The organism is Crystallibacter permensis, from assembly GCF_025960875.1.
In the GTDB taxonomy this organism is placed as follows: Bacteria; Actinomycetota; Actinomycetes; order Actinomycetales; family Micrococcaceae; genus Crystallibacter; species Crystallibacter permensis.
Genome location: NZ_JAODLR010000012.1, coordinates 35255 through 55503, shown reverse-complemented (window position 1 = coordinate 55503; position 20249 = coordinate 35255). Strand labels below are relative to the sequence as shown.

Genomic DNA, 20249 nt, shown 5'->3' with positions numbered 1-20249 from the left:
TAGATGCATCCCCGCAATTTTTCAGGAGGTGCACTATGCTCACCATCACCCAACGTGCCGGCCGCAAAGAATGGACCGCCCTGGCAGCGCTCATGCTGCCCGTGCTGCTGGTCGCCGTCGACAATACGGTGCTGAGCTTTGCCCTGCCTGCCATCTCGCTGGAGTTCAACACCAGCGGGACCACCCTGCTCTGGATTATCGACATCTATCCATTGGTGCTCGCGGGCCTGCTGGTTGCCATGGGGAGCCTGGGCGACCGGTTCGGCCGCAGGCGCATGCTGATCACGGGTGCCGTGGGTTTTGCCGTCTTTTCTGTGCTGGCGGCCTTCGCCCCCAGCGCCGAGGTGCTGGTGGCCGCGCGTGCCGGCTTGGGCGTCTTCGGTGCCATGCTGATGCCGGCCACGCTTTCCCTGATCCGCAACATCTTCACCGACCGCGGGCAGCGCCGCCTGGCCATCGCGGTCTGGGCCGCCGGCTTCTCCGCCGGTGCCGCGCTGGGCCCGATCCTGGGCGGACTGCTGCTGGAGCACTTCTGGTGGGGCTCCGTGTTCCTGCTGGCCGTACCGGTGTTGGTGCTGATGCTCGTCATGACCCCGCTCTTCGTGCCGGAGTCCAAGGATCCGGCACCGGGCGCCGTCGATATTTGGAGCATTTTCCTTTCCATCGCCACGATGCTGCCGGTGGTCTACGCCATCAAGAACCTCGCCAACGGCGGCAACCTCATGGCGACGCTGGCCATTGCCGCGCTTGGAGTGACCGCCGGTTGGCTGTTCACCCGGCGCCAGCTTCGCCGGCACCAGCCGATGCTGGACGTGCGGCTTTTCACGGTCCGGCCGTTCACCGGCGCGGTGCTGGTCAACCTGCTGGCGGTGTTCTCGCTGGTCGGCTTCCTGTACTTCGTGTCCCAGCACCTGCAGCTGATCCTTGGGCTGAGCCCTCTGGATGCCGGACTGGTGCTGCTGCCCGGCCTCGCGATCACCATCATTGCCGGCCTGCTGGTGGTGCCGCTGGTGCGCCGGGTCCGCCCGCACCTGGTGGTGTCCGTCGCACTGCTGCTCTCGGCGACGGCCTACTGGATGGTGGCCGCAGCCCCCGGCGCCTCGGCCGGAAACCTTATGCTGGCCTTCGCCGTACTCGGCGCGGGCGTGGGCGCTTCGGAAACACTCTCCAATGACCTGATCCTCTCCAGCGTCCCGGCGGCCAAGGCCGGTGCGGCGTCTGCGGTTTCCGAAACCGCCTACGAGGTGGGCTCGGTCTTCGGCACCGCGGTGCTCGGCAGCATCCTGGTGGCGGCCTACCGGCAGAACATCGACCTGCCCGCAAACCTCACCGCGGCGCAGCAGGCGATAGCCAGCGAGACCTTGGGCGGCGCCATCAACACTGCCGCCGAACTTCCCGGCGGAACCGCGGACTCACTACTGGAGTCGGCATTCCACGCCTTCGACAGCGGCGTCACGGTCACGGCCGGAATCGCGTCCGTGCTGATGGTTGCCGCGGCCTGGCTGGCCTTCCGCACCTTGCGCGACGCCCAGTCCTGATTCCTGGGCGGTGCAGCCCTGAGTTACGGGCCAAGCAGCCCGGGCTGCATTCCGCCCACGAGATCGTCCCTTACCTGCCCGACACCCGGGTGTATGGGACGATCTCGCGTTTAAGGGACGTTCTCGCCGTGACGGGACCGTAGCGAGGTATGCACTGAGGCCGCAGTAAGCGACCGATGGTGAGGCGTTGACCATACGCCCTTGATTCATACCCCCAAGGGGTATACCTTGGATATAGAAGTTCACCGGAAGGAACGCCATGAGCCAGACAGATCTTCCCGCGGCCGAGCCGTCGGTCCTTGAGGATGCCCTCGTAGCCGACGAGCACATCGGACACGCTTACACCACAGACAAAGCGGCCTACCTGCGCCGACTCAAGCGCATCGAAGGCCAGGTCCGGGGCATCGCCCGCATGGTGGACGAGGACAAGTACTGCATCGACATCCTCACCCAGGTATCCGCGGTCAACAAAGCCCTGCACGCCGTCAGCATCGGGCTGCTCGAGGACCACATCGCGCACTGCGTGGTCGGTGCCGCGAAGGATTCCGAAGCCGCCGGGGACCCGACCATCGTGCAGGACAAGGTCAAGGAAGCCTCGGACGCCATCGGCCGGCTGCTTCGCTAGCCCATCCAGATTCAACCCCAGCAGGAGGAACCATGAGCACCATCACCAAAGTCAGCATTGACGGCATGACCTGCGGCCACTGCATCGACGCAGTCACCGAAGAACTCAAGGCCATCAACGGCGTGCAGGGCGTCGCCATCGAGCTGAACAAGGGCGGCATTTCCACCGCCACCGTCAACTCCACCGGCGACCTGGATCCGGAACAGATCGGCGAGGCTGTAGCCGAAGCGGGTTATCTGGTCGTCGCAGCAGACGCGTAAGAGTACGACGGCGGGCGCCGCGTGATGCGAAGGGCCCGCCTCTGAGAATCGAAGGGGAAGAAGGCAATCATGGCCCAGAACACGGGTGCCCGGATTAAAAGCAGCAACCAGGCCGGCCCTGCCGGAATCAGCGGTACGGAAGTGGCTCCGACCCGGCTGGTCGAGCTGGAGATCGAAGGCATGACGTGCGCGTCCTGCGTCAACCGCGTGGAGCGCAAACTGGGCAAGCTCGAAGGTGTCCAAGCCAGCGTCAATCTCCCCCTCGAATCGGCTCAGGTCACTGTGCCCGAAAACGTGTCGGACCAGCAGCTGCTCGACACGGTCAAGGCCACCGGTTACCGCGCCCGCATCAAATCCTCGCCCCACCATGCCCCGCACCGAGAGGCGCCGGAGTCGGTTCCGCCGTCGATCCTGCGCTCAAACAATGACTCCGCTCGTTCCTCGCTGCGCCATAACTCGCGCCAGCCGGATTCGACGGACTCCACCGCTTTACATGACGAGCACGCCGGGCACGAAGACCACATGGCGCACGGCGGTACGGCCGCCCAGCTAAAGCCCCGGCTGTGGACTGCCGCCATTCTGACCGCCCCGATCTTCGCCATCTCGATGATCCCGGGCGCGCAGTTCCCGCACTGGGGGTGGGTTGTCTTCGCGCTGTCCATCCCTGTGGTGTTCTGGTCTGCCTGGCCCTTCCACCGCGCCGCGGCGATCAACGCACGGCATCTTGCCTCAACCATGGACACGCTGGTGTCGATCGGCGTCCTCGCGGCGTTCTTCTTCTCCGCGTGGCAACTGCTGATGGACCCGATGATGACTGAGCATGTCCACGGCAGCATGGCCGACCACGCGCTCTACTTCGAGACCGCCGCCGTCGTCACCACCTTCCTGCTGCTGGGGCGCTATCTCGAAGCCAACGCCAAGCAGAAGGCTGGCAACGCGCTCAAGTCCCTGCTGAATCTCGGGGCCAAGGAAGCCACGGTGCTGCGCGACGGCGCCGAGGTGAAGGTATCCGCGCAACAGCTGGTTCCCGGCGACCTCATCGTGGTCCGCCCCGGCGAGAAGATCGCCACCGACGGCTACGTGGTCGAGGGACATTCCGCCGTCGACACATCGCTGATCACGGGCGAATCTGTCCCGGTGGAAGTGGACGTGGATGACACGGTCACCGGCGCCACCATCAACACTTCCGGCCGCCTGCTGGTCCGGGCGACCCGCGTCGGCTCGGATACGACGCTGGCGCAGATGGGCCGGCTGGTCAGCCAGGCGCAGGCAGGCAAGGCGCCCATCGCCCGGCTGGCGGACCGCATCAGCTCGGTCTTCGTCCCCATCGTGCTGGCCATCGCCGTCGTTACTTTCATCCTGTGGCTGGTCCTCACCGGCGACCTGGAGTCCGCTTTCACCGCCGCGGTGACGGTCCTGGTCATCGCCTGCCCCTGCGCACTGGGGCTGGCCACGCCGACCGCGCTGCTCACCGGCACGGGCAGGGGCGCGCAGCTGGGCATCCTGATCAAGGGGCCGCAGATCCTTGAGGACACCCGGCACGTGGACACCATTCTGCTGGACAAGACGGGCACCGTGACCACCGGCAAGCAGGCTGTTTCCGGCGTCGTCGCCCTTGGCGCTCATTCCGAAGACGAGGTGCTGGCGCTGGCCGGCGCGGTCGAATCCGGCTCCGAACATCCGATCGCCCACGCGATCGTCGACGCTGCCAAGGAACGCCTCGCCTCGGCCGCTACCCGCACCGGCGGGACAGCCACGGGCCTGTCAGCCCAAGCCGGTTTGCCGGCACTGACGGATTTCCACAGTGCGGCCGGCGGCGGTGTACGCGGCCTCGTGACAAATAACGACGGCGGACGTCTTACCGTGGTGGCGGGCCGGACCGGCTGGCTGGAAGAGAACGGCATCAACCTGACGCCGCAGGACCGTGCTCTCCTGCTGGAACAGCAGGAGTCCGGCGCGACCGCCATCTGGGTGGCCGTGGACGGCGAACTTGCCGGCATCGTCAGTCTCAAGGACACCATCAAGGACAGCTCGGCCGCGGCGATTGCCCGCCTCAAGGAACTGGGCCTCCGCCCGATCCTGCTGACCGGAGACAACGGCGCAGTCGCCGCCCAGGTTGCGGCCGCCGTCGGAATTGCCGCCGAAGACGTCTTCGCCGATGTCCTCCCCGAGGGCAAGGTCGAGGCCGTGCAGAAACTGCAGGACGCCGGCAAGACCGTGGCGATGGTCGGCGACGGTGTGAATGATGCTGCCGCTTTGGCGCAGGCCGACCTCGGAATCGCCATGGGCGCCGGAACGGATGTCGCCATCGAGGCCGCGGACATCACGGTGATGGGCAGCGATCTGGGCCAGGTGGTGCAGTCCATCGAGCTGAGCCGCAAGACGCTGAGCACCATCAAGAGCAACCTGTTCTGGGCCTTCGCCTACAACACCCTCGGCATCCCGGTAGCGGCATTCGGATTGCTGAACCCGATGATCGCCGGCGCCGCCATGGCGGCGAGCTCCGTCCTGGTGGTGGCGAACTCCCTGCGGCTGCGGGCCTTCGCCCGGTAGGCCGTGCTACCCGCGGACCAGTTCCCGGCGCACGGTCTCGGGATCCGGGTTGGTGTAAACCCCGTCGCGCAGGATGACCGTGGGGACGGTTTCGTTGCCGTCGTTATGCTCGCGAACAAACGAGGCTGCTTCGGCATCGCGCCAGATATTGACCCACTGTGCCTTGCGCCGGGTCCGACCCAGCGAGGCCATCATCCGCATGCAGTAGACGCAGCCCGGACGCCAGAAGATCACCACTCCGGGCTCGCGCTCCTGGTCCTGCCGCAGCGCTGACCACGGTGATTGCCGGCCGCCGAAGAGCGGGCTGAGCAACCACGCGGCGGCCAGCAGGATAGCGGCAACGACGACCGCCTGCCCCCATTGGCCCCGGTTGCCATAAACGGCCAGCATCATTACGGCCACAGCGATCAGAGCAATAGCGCTGGACCAGTGGAGGAGCGACTTCACCGGCTACCCGGCTGCACCATAGCGGACGGCCGCGCGGGCCTTGGCCTTGGCTGCTTCTTCATCACGGTTCTTCGGCGGGGCGGTGGTCACGAGCGAATCGAGCAGATGCGCCGTGATGTGCGCGATTTCGTGCACCGCCTCGTTGAAGGCCTCTTCATTGGCCTTTGAGGGTTTGTTGGTGCCGCTGACTTTGCGGACGTACTGCAATGCGGCGGCCTCGACCTCGGCGCTCGTGGCTGACGGCTCGAAATTGTAGAGCTGGCGGATGTTGCGGCACATAGGAAGCTCCTTCGGTTCTGGTATGCCTCTTTCCAGTGTGCGCCAGAAGGCCGGTGGGATGTAAGAGGAAGGGCTCCCGCCGCCGTCGTAATCGGCAGCAGGAGCCCATCCCGTATCAAACTCTCCAGGAGAAATTAGCGGCTGTTGGTCAGCTCCCGCTCGGTTGCACCGCTCTGGGTGGCGGCGGGCTCGCCGAGGACCGGCTTGCCGAGCATGGAAATCACCACGGCGCCGAGCAGCATCGGAATGATGAACAGGAAGTACAGGTCGGTCGGCTGCCAACCGCCGTCCATCAGCGCACCGGCGATCATCGGGGAAGCGATGGCGCCGACGCGGCCCATGCCGATGACCAAGCCCAAGGCAGTTCCGCGGACCTCGGAGGTGTAGTAGGTCGGACTGATGGCGAGCATGCCGGCGATCGGGGCGTTGGAGCCGAAACCTACCAACGCGGCCGCCAGCAGCGCGCCGGCGAGCGATCCGGTGGACAGCGAGAAGGCGCCGAAGGTGAGGCCGCCGATGACGAAGAAGACGGCCAGGACCTTGCGCATCGGGAACCGGGACCCGAAGAATCCGAGGACGACGGCGCCAACGATGGCTCCCGTACTGAAGAGGACGCCGGCAGTGATGCCGTCCTGCTCGCTGAAGCCGCTGGCCGTCACCAGTTTGGGGGTCCAGGAGTTGGCGAAGTAGAAGCTGGCCATCAGGATGAAGTACGCCAGCGAGATGAGGATGGTGCGGCGGGCGTTGACGCCGGTGAGCACGTCGGCGAAACGGGACTTCTTTTTAGCTGGCGCCGGGGCCGGTGCGGGCAGTTCCGTGACCGCGGGCTGTTCGATCCGGGTCAGGACCTTATTGACGCGCTCCAGCGCATTGGCCGGCCGGCGGACCAGCAGATAGTCGACGGATTCCGGCACAGAGCGGAGGATCAGCGGAATCATGATGGCGGTAATAATCGCACCGAGCAGAAAGGCCGAGCGCCAGCCGAACTGCAGGATCAGCGCACCGGTGGCCATGCCGCCGAGGACGCCGCCGATCGGCTGGCCTATGCTGACGATCGCCAGCGAGGTGGAGCGCCGCTTGGCGTTGGTGAACTCGGATGCGAGAACGTTGGCGGTGGCCTGCAGCGTACCCACGGCCAGGCCGGTAATGAAGCGCAGCACCACCAGAAGTTCGTAGCTGGGCACGAAGGCCGAGGCGAGCATGCCCAAGGCGACAATCAGGGCGCCGAGGGCCAACGTCTTCTGGCGGCCGATGATGTCGGCGATGGTGGAGACGAAGATCGAGCCGATCGCCATGCCGACCAAGGCCGAGCTGAGAAGGATGCCGAGTTGCGAAGCGCTCAGGCCCCAGTATTCACTGACTGCGTTGGCGCTGAACGCCATGACGAGGACGTCGAAGCCGTCAATCATGTACAGCGCGGTGCAGATGACGATGACGCCGACCTGGGTGCGCTTCATGGGGGCCGCTTCGATGCGCGACTTGATATCCATTACCGGGCCTTACTGTTGCTGACTTGGGTCGTGAGCTCGACGGGAGAACGTTGGGCAAACGGTGTGGCGTTCGCGATGTGAACAGGTGTTCAAAATCACCACAGTCATTAACTATATGAGCTCCGCTACCCCGCTATGTGCCGCAAGCCATAGCTTGAGACACAACTCACAGCGCCTGCGCGCGCACCCTCAGCCGCGGTCCCCGCAGTTCATCCAGCCGGACCAGCACCACACCCAGCACGATCAGCGCACCACCGAGCAGCTGGATGGTCGCGGGCAATTCGCCGAGCAGCAGCCATGCCCACAGCACGGCAAAGAGCACCTCGGTCAGGGAGACGAAAGATGCCACCTTGGTGCCGAGCGCCCGTGCGGCCATGATGCCCGTGATGTAGGAGATCACGGTGGACAGCAGTATCAGTGCCGCCAGCGGCACCCACCAGCTCGTCCGCCAGCCGGCAAGGCTGACATCTGCTGTGCTGACGGCCATGGGCAGAATCCTGGCCGCGCCCAGCACCACCATGGAGGCCCCGCCCACCAGCAGTCCGCCCGCCGCCAGAACCAGCGGCGGCAGGGAGTCGTTATGCCGGGCGGTGATGAAGAAGTAGATGACCAGGCACACGGCGGCCGCCAGGCCCCAGAGGATACCGCCGAGATCCAGGCGCACCTCACCGAAAACATCCAGCACCAGCACCAGTCCTGCCACAGCCAGAACGGTGCCGGCCATCGTGGCGGCGCGGGGCCTGCGGCGGCTGGTCAGCCACAGCCAGAGCACTATCAGCACGGGCGCAAGGAACTCGAGCAGCAGCGCGACGCCAACGGAGAGAGTCGATACCGCGTTGAAATAGGCGAGCTGGCAGCCGGCCACGCCGATGAGCCCGAACAGCACGATGGTCTTCCAGTTCTGCCGGACCTGGCCCCAGCGGCCGTGCAGCACAATCAGCGCCGGGATTGTGAGCACCAGTGCGGCTCCGAGCATCCGGACCGCAACGGCGGCGCCGGGCGTCCAGCCCGCTTCCAGCAGTGATTTCGCAAACGACCCGGACAATCCGAACACCGCCGACGAGAACAACGCGATGCCAACCCCGGAAACGGCTGAGGATCTCATGACGCCGCTTGCAGGCTTGACTGACACAGTACTGCCGCCCATGGTGACCTCGATTGCGCTAATTGTCAGCCCTCCACCCCGGCCGAATGCGCAAAATCGGGGTATGTCAGGACCTAAAGATGGATATAGTAGTGACAGTATCGCCGAGCATATTCAGGAGTCAAGATGGTGTTTGCCCATGACGCGGAAAGATCGCTGATCGACGCGGCCAAGTTAATTAACACCGCCGAGTCCGAGGTGGACCAGCTGAACACCCTGGCGGACCTGGACGAGTTCGTGAAGGCGAACGAGTACTCCGGCTCGCGCAGCCACACGATGGGGGAACTGCGGGCGGTGCGCCACCTGCGCCCCCGGCTGCGCGCAGTCTGGACGGCGGAGGAGGACGAAGCCGTCCGCCTGGTCAACAACATCCTGCGCAACGGCCGCGCACTGCCCCAACTGGTCAAACACGACGGCTGGGATTACCACCTGCACGCCACGACGCCGGACGCGCCGCTGGATATACGGATGGCGGTTGACGCGGCCATGGCCTTGGTGGACGTGATCCGCGAGAAGGAACTGGACCGGCTGCAGGTCTGTGCCGCGGAAGACTGCAACGCCGTCCTGGTGGACCTCTCGCGCAACCGGTCCAAGCGCTTCTGCGATACCGGCAACTGTGCCAACCGCACCCATGTGGCCGCCTACCGCGCCCGCAAGGCAACGGCATAAATCCCGTCCGGATATTGCGGATCGCCAGATCATCAGTACGCTGAGGAATAGTCCGGCAACAGTGTCTGATGAACTGGAGGAACCCTCATGTTGAAGAAGGTCATTTTTGTAGCAGGCATCGGCGCGGGCTTCGTGCTCGGATCCCGGGCAGGCCGCGAAAGCTACGAGAAGATCAAGGTCCAGGCCCAGAAGCTGTGGAACGACCCCAAGGTCCAGCACAAGGTGTCCGAAGGAACCGAGTGGGCCAAGGAGAAGGCGCCGCAGGTGCAGGAAAAGGTAACCGGCAAGGCCAGAGAGGTTCTGCATAAGAACGACGGCGGATCCTCCACCACCTCGTCCGGAACCTCGGCTTCCGGTACCGCGAGCCACGCTCCCAGCGACCCGGACTCCACCGGAACCACCACCGGCATGATCCCGTAGGTTCCGCCTGTCTGGATCCCAGGGCCGGCCCGCTCCCGATTCCGGGGTCGGGCCGGCCCTTGCTTTCTGCGTTACATCCGCCCGTAGCGGGCACGGATGATCGCAAAAACCCCGTAGCACATCAGTCCGACGGCGATGGTGAGCAGGGCGACGATGCCGAAGGGCTGCTCGGGGAGTGCCTTCAGGCTGCCGTCCAGTCCGGTGGACTGCCGGGGCTGGTGCGTGACCGCGGCGATGATGATGAGCAGTCCGACCAGGAACAACGCAACGCCCTTCGCGATGTGCCCCACGACGCCGAGGCCGCGCAGGAGCCTGCCTCGTTTTGAGTCGCCGAAGTCCAGTTCGTCCTTGAACTGCCGGCGCAGCGCCTTGACTACAAAATAGATCCCGATGCCGATGACCGTGCCGCCCACGGCCACCAGGAAAGGCACGCCCAGCGGATGCTGGAGCATCGCGATGGTGAAGTCCTTGGTGGATTCGCCCGAGTCGGATTCGTCGCCGAACGCGAACCGCGCGAACATGAACGCGAACAGGGCATACGTCACGCTCAAGGAACCGGATGAGATGCCCTTGGAGATCTGCTCCTTGCGCGGCAGGTGCCTGGCGCGCAGGGACGCCTCGCTGAGTTGCCACAGTGCGAGCCCCAGGCAGCCGGCAAAGCAGGTCCACATGAGCAGCGGACCCAGCACCGGCCGCGACGCCAGGACCTCCACGGCGCCGGCGGGATCCGCTTCGCCATAACCGCCCAGGGCGATCCGTACGGCGATGGCCCCGATGAGAACGTGGATCAGGCCGAGGACGGCGAAGCCGACGCGCGCAAAAACATCCAGCGTCGTCGCGTTGGAGAGCTCTTCGGCGGCGTCCGCTGCGTTTGCCGCCGAAGAGCCAGAATCATTCCCGGCACCCATACCAGAGTCTTACCAGCAGCCGGTCCGCACCTCAACCACGGTGCCCGGCGGCGAACGGCTCCCCCGGATCCAGATCGATGACCGTGCGCAGCGGCCCGATCAGCGAGTCTTCCCAGGAACAGGTCAGCACCAGGCCGTCCGGCCCGTTCAAGGTTGTGCCGCCGGCTATCACCGGTCCGTTCTCGTAAAGGTAGGCGGCCACGTTGAAGGCCAGCTCCACTAGCATGTTGGGGTCCTTGTCCCGGAAGTGGATCTGCACATCGGGCAGGCCCAGCTGGTACATGCCCAGACTGTCCACCACCATGGCGCCCTCGTCATCGGTCACGAGGAAGAACCGCATGTTCACCGGCCCTGCCAGCGGATGTGCCGCCTCAAGTTCGCCCGGCTGCCGCCAGTGGGAGTTGTGCAGCCAGCGGACGGCCGCCGGGTTGGTCTCGCCAACCAGGAACTGGAGGACGTTGCGGAACGATTCCACCCGCGGCATCGGATCGAACGTGCTGGACAGGACTTCCGTCACCAGGACCCGGTGCGTGCAGCTGGGCACCACTTGGTCGACATCGGGCCAGGTCCAGCTTTGGTCGGTGGGCGTGGCTTCGAGCGCGTCCGCCGCGGGCAGCGGTTCGGAAGGTTCCGCCAGCCCGGTGCTGAGGCTGACCGTCTTGCCTCTGAGCTCAAACGCATGCTCGCGGTGCGGGAGCAGGATGACGCCCTCAGAGAAGGCCGCGCCGGGGAACCGTTCCTCCAGCTGTTCGCGCAACGCAGCCGAGGAGAGGCCGGGATCGCCCCGGTACCAGAGCTCGGCCACCAGCAGGGTCTTGCCCTCGGCGGTCTCGCCGGTCTGGGCAGGACGGGCCTGCGCCTGCTCGGCTTGCTGCGGTTCTACCTGTTCCGGAGTCGCTGGTTCCGCTGCAATCTGCGGTTCGTCCTGCCCAAAAGTCATGGCCCCAGCTTGTCAGCTTGGGGCCATGGAAAGCCAGCGGGTTGATCCGCCGGCGGAAGCGTCAGGCTGTCACACCTGCGGGCGGGGGCTGCCGCCGTCGTCGTTCTGGTCTTCATCACCCACGGTGTCGGGATCCGCCTGCGGCTCGCGGGGAGCACGCTTCTGCCCGCCCACAGTGCCGGCGCCGCCCGGAATCTTGGCCGAGCTGCGGTTGACGCCCGAGCCCTGGCTGAGGTGGTCCGGGTTGTCCTTGCCGGCCATGGTCAGCACGGCCACCACCAGCAGCGCGGCGATGAAAGCGATACCGGCCGCGGTAACGCCAAGGTCCCAGCGCAGCTGGTTTTCCGCGCCGCCGGTAGAGAAGATCATCGTGAAGAAACCGGCGATCACGCCGAGCACGGCGGAGAATATGAGCGGCCCCTTGACCGACATCCGCGGTTCGTTCGGCTCGCCCGAAGCGTTTTTGCCCACGATGAATTCCTCCTGGTTACTGCGAAAAGTCTCACCCCAGTCTACCGGCTGTAGAAGACGCCGGAATTTCGGTGTGGGCGCAGTCACGGTTGCGGGCCGTAGGTCAGCTGGCATCGGTCAACTGGCGGCGGCCTTCCGCGCATCGAAGCGGTAGGTCAGGGCGGCGATCCCCAGCACGACGGCGGTGATGATCGCCGCGCCGCCGAGGACGCCCAACAGCGCGTGCGCGCCGAGGTAGGTGAAGAACGGCAGGGCCGCGCCGAAGCCCACCGAGACGGCGCCGACGATCAGCCAGTCCTTGGACAGGACCGAGCCGTGCGCGCCGCGGTTCTGCCACCACAGCACCAGTTCCGCGCCGCCGCCGATGAGCAGGGCCGCGGTGGCGAGGATGGTGAAGGTGGACGGGGTCTGCAGGGCGAACGCGAGTGCCCCCGCGACCGCGAACGCACCGGCTTCGAGCTGGAGCAGGGTGCGGTACTCGTTGGCCTCGGGCTTCCGCGCGAGCAGCCACACGGCGGCACCGCTGAGCAGCAGGAACGCGCCGCCGGCGAGGGCCATGACCGTGTCCCCCGGCTCGGGCCAGAAGATGGTGAGGATGCCGAACGCGGCCGCGACAAGGGCCCGCATCAAAACGGGCTGCCAGTACGCGGCGGCCTGGACAGTGCTGTTAGTGCTCACCCCTCGAGTTTAGTGCGCTCCGGTGACCATCCATGCATCCGTGCGGACCCGCCAGCCGAGCGTCAGGCCGCGCGCCGCCATGTAGCCCAGCCCGAATGCCGCCCAGAGCCAGGCCAGTCCGGCGACGCCGCTGAGTTCGGACAACTGCACCCAGACCAGCAGCGGCGCATAGACCAAGAGATTTACGACGCCGGCAACAGCCAGATACTTCGCGTCACCGGCGCCGATCAGCACGCCGTCGAGCACAAAGACGAAACCGCAGACCGGCTGGCTGAGCGCCAGCAGCAGCACCCCGATGGCGAACGCATCCTGCACGGCGGCGTCCGAGGAGAAGATCCACCCCAAATGCGGCCCGGCGAGCGCCAGCAGCACCCCGGTGACGACACCGAAGCCCACGCCCCAGACGATCATCCGGCGGGTCAGCGAATGCGCCAGCGCCTTGTTGCCCGCCCCGAGTTCCTTGCCGATCAGCGCCTGTGCCGCGATCGCGATGGCGTCCAGCGCGAAGGCGAGGAAGGTGAAGACCGTCATGACCAACTGGTGCGCGGCCAGGCTCACCGGCCCCTGCGCCGTGGCCACGAAGACAGTGGCCAGAATCGCGATCCGCAGGCTCAAGGTACGCAGCATCAGCCACGAGCCCACGTGGGTGGTGGCCTTGACCCCGGTCCAGGTGGGCGCCAGGGGCACACCGTATTTCACGCTGCCGCGGTAGACGATGGCCAGATAAACGGCGGCCATCCCCCACTGCACAAGGCTGGTGCCCATCGCCGATCCCGCCACGGACAGATCCAGCCCGTAGACCAGCACGAAATTCAGCCCGATGTTTACCAGGAAACCGATGCCGGCCACCAGCAGCGGGGTCTTGGTGTCCTGCAGACCGCGCAGCACGCCGGTTGCCGCCAGCACGATCAGCATCGCGGTCAGCCCCGGCATGGACCAGCGCAGGTAATCCACCGCATAGCCGTGCACCTCGCCTGCCGCCCCCATCGCGGAGGCCAGCGCGGGAGCAGTGGCCCAGCCCGCGACGGAAAGCACCAGCCCGAGGAAGAAGGCGAGCCAGATGCCGTCCCGGCCGACGTCGAGCGCATCCGCATGCCGCCCGGCGCCGAGCAACCGGGCCACCGCGGGCGTGGTCGAGTAGGCCAGGAACACCATCAGGCCCACCACGGTCTGCACCACGGTGGCCGCGAGTCCGACGCCAGCCAGTTGGGCCACGCCGAGGTGGCCGACAATCGCAGAATCGGCCAGCAGGAACAGCGGCTCGGCGATCAGCGCGCCGAAGGCCGGCAGCGCGAGGGCGAGGATGGTACGGTTCAGGCCCTGCCCAGTGACGGGCGCGACGGGTTGTTTAGGACTCACGCCTCCCAGCTTAGGACTCCGCACCGACTATCCAGGCGTGAGGAAGCGGCACACCGGCCCGTTCGCCGTCGTTAGTGGCTGTTGCCGCCGGCTACCGGTATTGGCGGCCGGAATCGCGTGCTGACAGGATGTCGTCTGCCGAGACGTCCGCGGTGTCCAGCTCGACGCGGCTTTCAAGCCTGCGGACAAAATCCACAGGACGGGGACGGTCCGCTAGCTGGCGGAGTTCGGCTGCCAAGTATTCCTGCATGGTCCGGCCGGAGCGGGCAGCCTGCTCAGCCAGCCGCGCCCGGACTTCCTCCGGGACGTCACGGACAGTTATTGTCACAGCCATGCTGTCAGGATACGGCTGCCGGCGTTCCGGGGGAACCGGCGCTTATCGGAACCAGAGGTCGAACCCGGGGAGCTACCGGAACCGGCGGCCCTGGTCCCGCCGGTTCGCCCAGAGCGCCAGCCCGCCCAGCACCAGCGTCCACGCCACCAGGCAGAGAACCGAGCTGGCGTGCATGCCCTGGCCGGAGAGCACCTGGACCGCGATATCGCGCGCCGCCCGGGACGGCAGGAACAGCGAAAACGTGTTCAGCCAGTCGGGGAACATGATCGGCGGGAGCATCATCCCGCCGGCGAACGCCATCGGGAAGAACACCACCTGGGTCACCGCGATCGCCACCTTGGACGTGCAGAGGTAGCCGATGAACAGCCCGAGCGCCAGGAACGGCAGCCCGCAGAACAGCCAGACCACCACGGACAGCGGAATCCGGCTCCAGGACAGCTCGCCGTTGGTGAAGGCCTCCGGCGCCGAGGTCATCAGTCCGCCCAGGATCAGCACCGGAATCAGCGCGAAGAACGCGAACATCATCGCCGTCAACGCCCGCGCGATGGTCGACGGCACCGGACCCGCAGGCAGCGTGCGCAGGTAGCTGTTCCAGGGGTTGGCCCGCTCCTCGGCGATGCCGATGCCGTAGTTGAACAGGAACGAGCTCATCACGCCGAACAGAGCCAGTTGGGCGATCGCAGTCAGCGCGGTGATCGGGTTCGAGGTGACCATCTCCTGCGGAATCACGAAGAACAGCAGGGCCAGGGTCGGGAAGACTGTGGAGGAGATGACGGCCACGGGAATGCGCAGCTGTTCCAGCACCTGCGCCTTGGTGTGGGCCTTGAGCAGCGCCGCCTGCGTGGGCGGCGCTGGATTGCGATGGGCCAGGGTGGTCATGCCGAATCCTTTGCGGTCTCGGTGGCTGCTTCGGAGGAATGGCGGGTCAGCGCCAGGAAGGCTTCTTCCAGGCTGGCGGCGTGGACTTCCAGTCCCGTGAATTCGACGCCCTCGCGGACCAACTGCCGCACGGTCGCGTCTGCGTCCTGCGTCACCACGGTGGTGATGCCCTTGGCGCTGGTGGCGGCGCTGACCGCCTGTGGAAAGGATTCAAAGAACGACGCCGGCAGCTGGCTTTTGAACGAGACCTTGCTGATTGCCACATGGCTGCGGATCTCGTCCACGCTGCCGTCTGCGATCACGGTCCCGCGGTCGATCACTACCACGCGGCTCGCGAGCGCCTGGATCTCTTCGAGGTAGTGGCTGGTGATCAGCAGCGTCCCGCCGCCGCGGCGGTATTCTTCCAGCCGCTGCCACAAGGTTTCGCGGGCGTCCACGTCCAGGCCGGTGGTCGGTTCGTCCAGCACCACCAGGCGCGGCCGGCCCACCAGCGCCAGCGCCACCAGCAGCCGGCGCTGCTGGCCGCCGGAGAGCGCGCCGCACTGCTTCTCGGCCATCTTGCTCAGGCCGAAGTCGGCCAGCAACTCTGCGGTGGGAACCGGGTCCGGGTAGTGCGCCGCCACGAAGTCCACGGTCTCGCGCAGCTTCAGGGTCTGCGGGACGGAGGTGGCCTGCGGCGTGGTGCCCAGCTGCAGCCGCGCCTTCGGGTCCAGCGGGTTGCGGCCGAACAGTTCCACTCTGCCGGAGTCGGCCCGGCGGAGGCCGGCGAGCAGGCTGATCAGCGTCGACTTCCCAGCACCGTTGGGACCGAGCAGGCCCAGCGCTTCGCCGGCGTGAATGTCCAGATTGATGCCGCTCAGCGCCGTGGTGTTGCCGAAGCTCTTGGAGGCATTCGTGACGGAGGCGAGCACCGCCGTCGTACGCTGTTCGGTGGGGTTGGAAGCGGAGTTGGAAGTTGCTTCAGAAGTACGTTCAGCAACTAGTGCAGGGACTTTCATCGGTGCTCCTGGATGAGTGCGGATTTTGCCGTTCTTGCGGTGTTATTCGGGCGGAACTACAGCGCCTAGGGCAGGCCGGTGAGCAGTTCGCGCAGCGCCACCCGGTACTGCGCATAGGCGGCCTTGCCCTTGGCGGTGATGCCCACGTAAGTGGCGGGGGTGCGGCCCTCGATGGTCTTGGTGACCTCCACGTAGCCGGCGTCTTCGAGCTTGCGCAGGTGGGTGGAGAGGTTGCCGGCGGTCATGTCCAGCATCTTGCGCAGCTTGGTGAAGGCGATCTTGTCCCGCTCCCCCACCTCGTTCAGGATCGTGATGGCACGTAGCCGGGATTCGGCGTGGATCACCGGGTCCAGTTCGGCCACGGCTACACCTTCCCGCGGTTCCGCAGCCGCCGGCGCCGGCGGAATTCCGCCAGGGCTCCGGCGAAGAAGCCGAGCGGGCCGAGGATGAAGCAGACGGTCACGAAGTTTGCCGGACCGGCCAGAATCGCGATGATGTTCGCCACGAGGAACCAGATGCCCAGCCGGGCCTGGCTCTTGTCGTTGAACATCGCGCCGCCGACCATATACATCAGCCCGACAATCAGCAGCGCGATCCCGTTGATGATCATGCCGGTGAGCCAGAAATCGTCGACGGCGGCGCCGATCACCCCGGACAGCGTGCCCATCACCATGAAGCCCAGCGCCCACGCGCCGCCGTACATGGCGCCGACGAAGGACGAGTGTCCGCGGATGCCGCGCCGCTGCCGGGTCACGATGTAGACCGTGGTCGACAGCGCGACCATGATGCAGGCGGCAAAGACCGTCAGCGACGCCCCGGCGCTAAGCGGAAGCCAGCCGAACCTGGCGCCGTGCATCGCGCCGTAACCGAGCAGCCAGGCGAAACCCCAGATCAGGTAGACGCCGGCCTCGTTGCCCTGGAGCTCCTCCCGCGCTTTGGTTTCGGCGTCGTTGACCAGGCGCAGCGCGGCGTGCAGGTCCAGCGGGGCCTCTTCCGGTTCGCCGGGCTGGGCGCCGGTGCTGTTGGAATGCGGTGCCATGCTCGCTTGCCTTCCTTCGTGGTGGATCACACAAACCAGTTTGCGTTACAAACCGGTTTGCGTCAAGAGATTTGGGAACGGCGGTCAAATGCCCGCGGTCCTATTTCCTGAGGATCGTTCCAACAACGACGGCAGCGTCCAGCTCCGCGGAATAGGCGGCTTGGGCGGCAAAACTGTTGCCCTCGAAAATCCGCGCGGTCTCATTCAGTTGGCTCGGGCCGGTCTCGACCAACAGGTAGCCCCCGGGTGCCAGCCACTCATGCGCGGCATCGACTACGCGCCGCTGGATGTCCAGTCCGTCCGTCCCACCATCGAGCGCTGCCCGCGGTTCATGCAGACGGGCTTCCGGCGGCATCATCCCGATCGCTCCGGTAGGAACGTAGGGTGCGTTGGCCACGAGGACGTCAACCCGGCCGCGCAGGTCAATGGGCAGCGCAGCGTAGAGATCCCCTTCATGCACCTGGCCTGCCGTGCCGAGATTGCGGCGAGCGCAGCGCACCGCCGCAGGGTCGATATCCGCCGCGTACAGTTCCAGCCCGCTCACGGCGTCCGCCAGCGCCGCCGCAACGGCGCCCGAGCCGCAGCAAAGGTCGACCGCTACGGGTGAGCCGTCCACGAGGCGAGCCAGGTCGATGGCCTTGGAAGCCAGGAACTCCGTCCGTCGGCGGGGCACAAACACGCCGGGCTCCACAGCGATCCGCAGGCCGCAAAACTCCGCCCAGCCGAGAATCTGTTCCAGCGGCAGCCCGGCAACCCGCCGGCCCAGCATGTCCTCAAGCGCGGCCGGTGTCAGCGCGGCAGCGACCAGCAGCTGTGCCTCGTCCTCGGCAAAGACACAGCCCGCAGCGCGCAGCCTCTCCGCAACCAAGACCTGCGCGTGCGATGACAACTGAACTGGCATGGAACCAACTTTCCGTCACCCCGCAGTCTTCCCTACCCGCAGCCTCTGGTAAATAATCAACCTTGGATAGAACCCGAGCATGACCAACAAAGGAGTTCGATCATGGCAACGCGCCTCAACCCGTACCTCAGCTTCCGCGACAACGCCCGGCAGGCCATGGATTTTTACCACGCGGCCTTCGGTGGCGAACTGACCCGCAGCACCTTCGCCGAACTGCATGCCAGTGACGATCCAGCCGAAGGCGAGAAGATCATGCACTCCATGCTGGAGACCCCGAACGGCCTCACCCTCATGTGCGCGGACACCCCGAACGGCATGGCCTACAACCCCGGAGACAACATCTCGGTCTCCCTCAGCGGCGACGACGAAGCCGAACTGCGCGGCTACTGGGACAAACTGACCGAGGGCGCCAACATCGCTGAACCGCTGGAGAAGGCTCCCTGGGGCGATACCTTTGGCATGTTCACGGACAAATTCGGCATCAACTGGCTGGTCAACATCGCCGGCCAGCCCCAGCAGTAGGTCCGCTGCGCGAGCAGCCCTGCGCTCAGGTGATCCGGCCGTGCAGGGTGTTTCGACCACGAGAACGTCCCTTACCGTTTGTATTCGGCGTGCAAGGGACGTTCTCGTGCTTTAGGGACGTTCTCGCTGAGGGGCTAAATGCAGGAGTAGTCGTAGTCGAAGCCGCGCGAGACGAACTGCGTGACGGACACGTAACCGCCGGGCGTGAGCGGCGCAGAGGAGCAGTTGTTCTTGGCCCCGTTGGCTGTCCGTGCCCCGGCCAGCCAACTCGGGAGTCCGGCCAGGCTGCTGTCCGCACTGACCTGGCCAACGATCTGGCCCCACTGGAAGTTGGTCGAGTAAATGCCGACGTCGGCATCTATGCTCTCGAAGTAGTCGGTCATGCCCTCCAGAGAGGCCCTGTTGGCCTCCAGATCGGTCTCGGACCAGCTGTTCTCGGTTTCGACGTCGAGCCACCACAGATAATCCTCCGGGTTGCTGATGCCGCGGATGTTGGCGTCGTCGTAGGCCTTGGCCCAGCCGTACATGTAGGCGCAGGCCGCATCTTCGGCCCCGCTGCACTTACCGTAAGGATTATCTACGACGACGGAATCGGGATCATCGACGTCTTCCGGGTAGACGTTGCTGTCCGGCCACCAGGAACCCGCGTGCCCTGCGTTGGCAGTGTTGACGTAGAGCGCCACATCAGGCTGGCCGGTGGCGTCCGTCAGCGTCTCTTCCTCCGCCCAGGCCAATTGCTCGGACAGGCAGGGGTTGGTGTTGTTGGCCAAGCCGCCGGTCACCCCGATGATGGCGAACGCCGGGTTATCCGGAAGCGCCTTGCCGCATTGCGGCCAGGACACATCATTGCCGAGCAGGTCCGTGCTGCCACCGCTGTCGCCCTTGCCGCCGCCCTTGTTTGGGGCGGCATCTGCAGCCGGGGCGGCGCCAATGCCTACAGCTGACATAAGCAGGCACAGCATCAGCGCCGGCAGCCATCGTTTATATCGCCGGACACCGGTCTTCGAATCTTCGTTGATCATGACGAGCCTTTCCCTGCGTAAGCGGAGGAGAATCCGCTGGCGAAAAGCTTCCCCCAGCCAGAGGGAGCCGTCAAGATATTTCTTTAGAGCTCGCGGACCACCCGCGCCGGGTTACCCACGGCTACGACGTTTGCCGGCAGGTCCTTCGTGACAACCGCGCCCGCGCCGATCACAGTGTTTTCGCCAACCGTAACGCCCGGCAGAATGATCGCTCCGCCGCCGATCCACACGTTGTCCCCAATGGTGATGGGCTGCGCTGCTTCCAGTTTGTCGCGGCGCGGCTTCGGCTCCACCGGGTGCGTTGGCGTCAGCAGCTGGACGTTGGGACCGATCTGAACATCGTCGCCGATCGTAATCGCAGCGACATCCAGGGCCGTGAGGTTGTAGTTGATGAAGGTCCGCGCACCGATGCTGACGTAATGGCCGTAGTCCACGAACACGGGTGGCCGGACCTCGGAGCCCTCGCCGATCGCCCCCAGCAGGTCGCGCAGGATCTCCCCTGCCGCGCCGCGGTCGCTGGGCCAGACCCTGTTGTAACGGTCCGCGAGTTCGATCGCGCGGGTGCTGTCCGCGGCCAGCTCCGGGTCGTCGGCAATATAGAGGTCGCCTGCGAGCATCCGCTCGCGCATCGATCGCTCGTCACCGGCAAAATAGTCTTCCATCAGCTGCCCCTTTCGTTAGCGCCATGGCTCCACCGTAGCCGCGGCAGCGGAAGGCCGGGCACGAACACCCGGAAACCGTGAGGCACTGACATCCCGGTGTATCCGTGTCAG

The 20249-nt window shown here is 65.9% G+C and carries 24 protein-coding genes; 7 read left to right on the top strand and 17 right to left on the bottom strand.

Annotated elements, in window-relative coordinates; all coding sequences use genetic code 11:
- Positions 1-35: 35 nt before the first annotated feature.
- The 4 genes from B0G38_RS14290 (at position 36) to B0G38_RS14275 (ending at position 4976) form a co-directional block, all read left to right on the top strand.
- Positions 36-1538, top strand: coding sequence for an MFS transporter (locus B0G38_RS14290; protein WP_264670025.1), 1503 nt, complete (start codon positions 36-38; stop codon positions 1536-1538).
- A gap of 259 nt (positions 1539-1797) precedes the next feature.
- Entirely contained in the window at positions 1798-2163 is a 366-nt protein-coding gene (locus B0G38_RS14285) for a metal-sensitive transcriptional regulator (protein WP_264670024.1), read from the top strand.
- A gap of 32 nt (positions 2164-2195) precedes the next feature.
- On the top strand, positions 2196-2423 hold the full coding sequence (locus B0G38_RS14280; RefSeq protein WP_264670023.1) for a heavy-metal-associated domain-containing protein: 228 nt from the start codon (positions 2196-2198) through the stop codon (positions 2421-2423).
- A 180-nt stretch (positions 2424-2603) separates the two neighbouring features.
- Positions 2604-4976 (top strand): heavy metal translocating P-type ATPase, encoded by a 2373-nt coding sequence (locus tag B0G38_RS14275; protein WP_413542074.1) that lies wholly within the window; start codon positions 2604-2606, stop codon positions 4974-4976.
- 6 nt (positions 4977-4982) lie between these two features.
- On the opposite strand, the gene B0G38_RS14270 is transcribed toward B0G38_RS14275, so the two are convergent.
- The 4 genes from B0G38_RS14270 to B0G38_RS14255 form a co-directional block, all read right to left on the bottom strand.
- Positions 4983-5423 (bottom strand): glutaredoxin domain-containing protein, encoded by a 441-nt coding sequence (locus tag B0G38_RS14270; RefSeq protein ID WP_264670021.1) that lies wholly within the window; start codon positions 5421-5423, stop codon positions 4983-4985.
- A gap of 3 nt (positions 5424-5426) precedes the next feature.
- The gene (locus B0G38_RS14265; RefSeq protein WP_264670020.1) at positions 5427-5702 is read right to left on the bottom strand and encodes a DUF2277 domain-containing protein; all 276 of its coding nucleotides are present in this window, start codon (positions 5700-5702) and stop codon (positions 5427-5429) included.
- Between the two features lie 134 nt (positions 5703-5836).
- The gene (locus B0G38_RS14260) at positions 5837-7192 is read right to left on the bottom strand and encodes an MFS transporter (protein WP_264670019.1); all 1356 of its coding nucleotides are present in this window, start codon (positions 7190-7192) and stop codon (positions 5837-5839) included.
- 166 nt (positions 7193-7358) lie between these two features.
- Entirely contained in the window at positions 7359-8297 is a 939-nt protein-coding gene (locus B0G38_RS14255; protein WP_264670018.1) for an EamA family transporter, read from the bottom strand.
- Positions 8298-8462: 165 nt separating this feature from the next.
- Between B0G38_RS14255 and B0G38_RS14250 the strand changes: the two genes are divergently transcribed.
- The gene (locus B0G38_RS14250) at positions 8463-9005 is read left to right on the top strand and encodes a CGNR zinc finger domain-containing protein (protein WP_169996978.1); all 543 of its coding nucleotides are present in this window, start codon (positions 8463-8465) and stop codon (positions 9003-9005) included.
- Between the two features lie 87 nt (positions 9006-9092).
- A complete protein-coding gene (locus B0G38_RS14245) occupies positions 9093-9425 on the top strand; it encodes a YtxH domain-containing protein (RefSeq protein ID WP_264670017.1) in 333 nt (110 codons plus the stop codon).
- Positions 9426-9496: 71 nt separating this feature from the next.
- Here the strand turns inward: B0G38_RS14245 and B0G38_RS14240 are convergent, their stop codons facing one another.
- The 11 genes from B0G38_RS14240 to B0G38_RS14190 all read right to left on the bottom strand — a co-directional run bounded on the left by B0G38_RS14240 (position 9497) and on the right by B0G38_RS14190 (position 17932).
- Entirely contained in the window at positions 9497-10333 is an 837-nt protein-coding gene (locus B0G38_RS14240) for a DUF1206 domain-containing protein (RefSeq protein WP_264670016.1), read from the bottom strand.
- Positions 10334-10364: 31 nt separating this feature from the next.
- Positions 10365-11273, bottom strand: coding sequence for a DUF4261 domain-containing protein (locus B0G38_RS14235; protein ID WP_264670015.1), 909 nt, complete (start codon positions 11271-11273; stop codon positions 10365-10367).
- A 69-nt stretch (positions 11274-11342) separates the two neighbouring features.
- Positions 11343-11744, bottom strand: coding sequence for a hypothetical protein (locus tag B0G38_RS14230; protein WP_264670014.1), 402 nt, complete (start codon positions 11742-11744; stop codon positions 11343-11345).
- A gap of 117 nt (positions 11745-11861) precedes the next feature.
- Entirely contained in the window at positions 11862-12422 is a 561-nt protein-coding gene (locus B0G38_RS14225; protein ID WP_264670013.1) for a hypothetical protein, read from the bottom strand.
- Between the two features lie 9 nt (positions 12423-12431).
- A complete protein-coding gene (locus B0G38_RS14220) occupies positions 12432-13781 on the bottom strand; it encodes an MATE family efflux transporter (protein ID WP_264670012.1) in 1350 nt (449 codons plus the stop codon).
- A gap of 91 nt (positions 13782-13872) precedes the next feature.
- The gene (locus B0G38_RS14215; protein WP_264670011.1) at positions 13873-14109 is read right to left on the bottom strand and encodes a FitA-like ribbon-helix-helix domain-containing protein; all 237 of its coding nucleotides are present in this window, start codon (positions 14107-14109) and stop codon (positions 13873-13875) included.
- Positions 14110-14187: 78 nt separating this feature from the next.
- On the bottom strand, positions 14188-14994 hold the full coding sequence (locus B0G38_RS14210) for an ABC transporter permease (protein ID WP_264670010.1): 807 nt from the start codon (positions 14992-14994) through the stop codon (positions 14188-14190).
- A complete protein-coding gene (locus B0G38_RS14205; RefSeq protein ID WP_264670009.1) occupies positions 14991-15992 on the bottom strand; it encodes an ABC transporter ATP-binding protein in 1002 nt (333 codons plus the stop codon). The genes B0G38_RS14210 and B0G38_RS14205 overlap by 4 nt, the downstream gene beginning before the upstream one ends.
- Before the next feature lie 65 nt (positions 15993-16057).
- Positions 16058-16354 carry a transcriptional regulator gene (locus B0G38_RS14200; RefSeq protein ID WP_074700571.1) on the bottom strand — a complete coding sequence of 99 codons (297 nt, stop codon included), beginning with the start codon at positions 16352-16354 and terminating at the stop codon, positions 16058-16060.
- Positions 16355-16356: 2 nt separating this feature from the next.
- Positions 16357-17031: a hypothetical protein gene (locus B0G38_RS14195; protein WP_264670008.1), complete on the bottom strand. Its 675-nt coding sequence runs from the start codon at positions 17029-17031 to the stop codon at positions 16357-16359.
- Between the two features lie 100 nt (positions 17032-17131).
- Positions 17132-17932 carry a putative protein N(5)-glutamine methyltransferase gene (locus B0G38_RS14190; RefSeq protein ID WP_264670007.1) on the bottom strand — a complete coding sequence of 267 codons (801 nt, stop codon included), beginning with the start codon at positions 17930-17932 and terminating at the stop codon, positions 17132-17134.
- 102 nt (positions 17933-18034) lie between these two features.
- Between B0G38_RS14190 and B0G38_RS14185 the strand changes: the two genes are divergently transcribed.
- Positions 18035-18454 (top strand): VOC family protein, encoded by a 420-nt coding sequence (locus tag B0G38_RS14185; RefSeq protein ID WP_074700568.1) that lies wholly within the window; start codon positions 18035-18037, stop codon positions 18452-18454.
- A gap of 134 nt (positions 18455-18588) precedes the next feature.
- Here B0G38_RS14185 and B0G38_RS14180 read toward each other — a convergent pair whose 3' ends face one another.
- Both B0G38_RS14180 and B0G38_RS14175 read right to left on the bottom strand, forming a co-directional pair.
- Entirely contained in the window at positions 18589-19476 is an 888-nt protein-coding gene (locus B0G38_RS14180) for a glycoside hydrolase family 25 domain-containing protein (RefSeq protein WP_264670006.1), read from the bottom strand.
- Positions 19477-19559: 83 nt separating this feature from the next.
- On the bottom strand, positions 19560-20141 hold the full coding sequence (locus B0G38_RS14175) for a sugar O-acetyltransferase (protein WP_264670093.1): 582 nt from the start codon (positions 20139-20141) through the stop codon (positions 19560-19562).
- Positions 20142-20249: the final 108 nt, after the last annotated feature.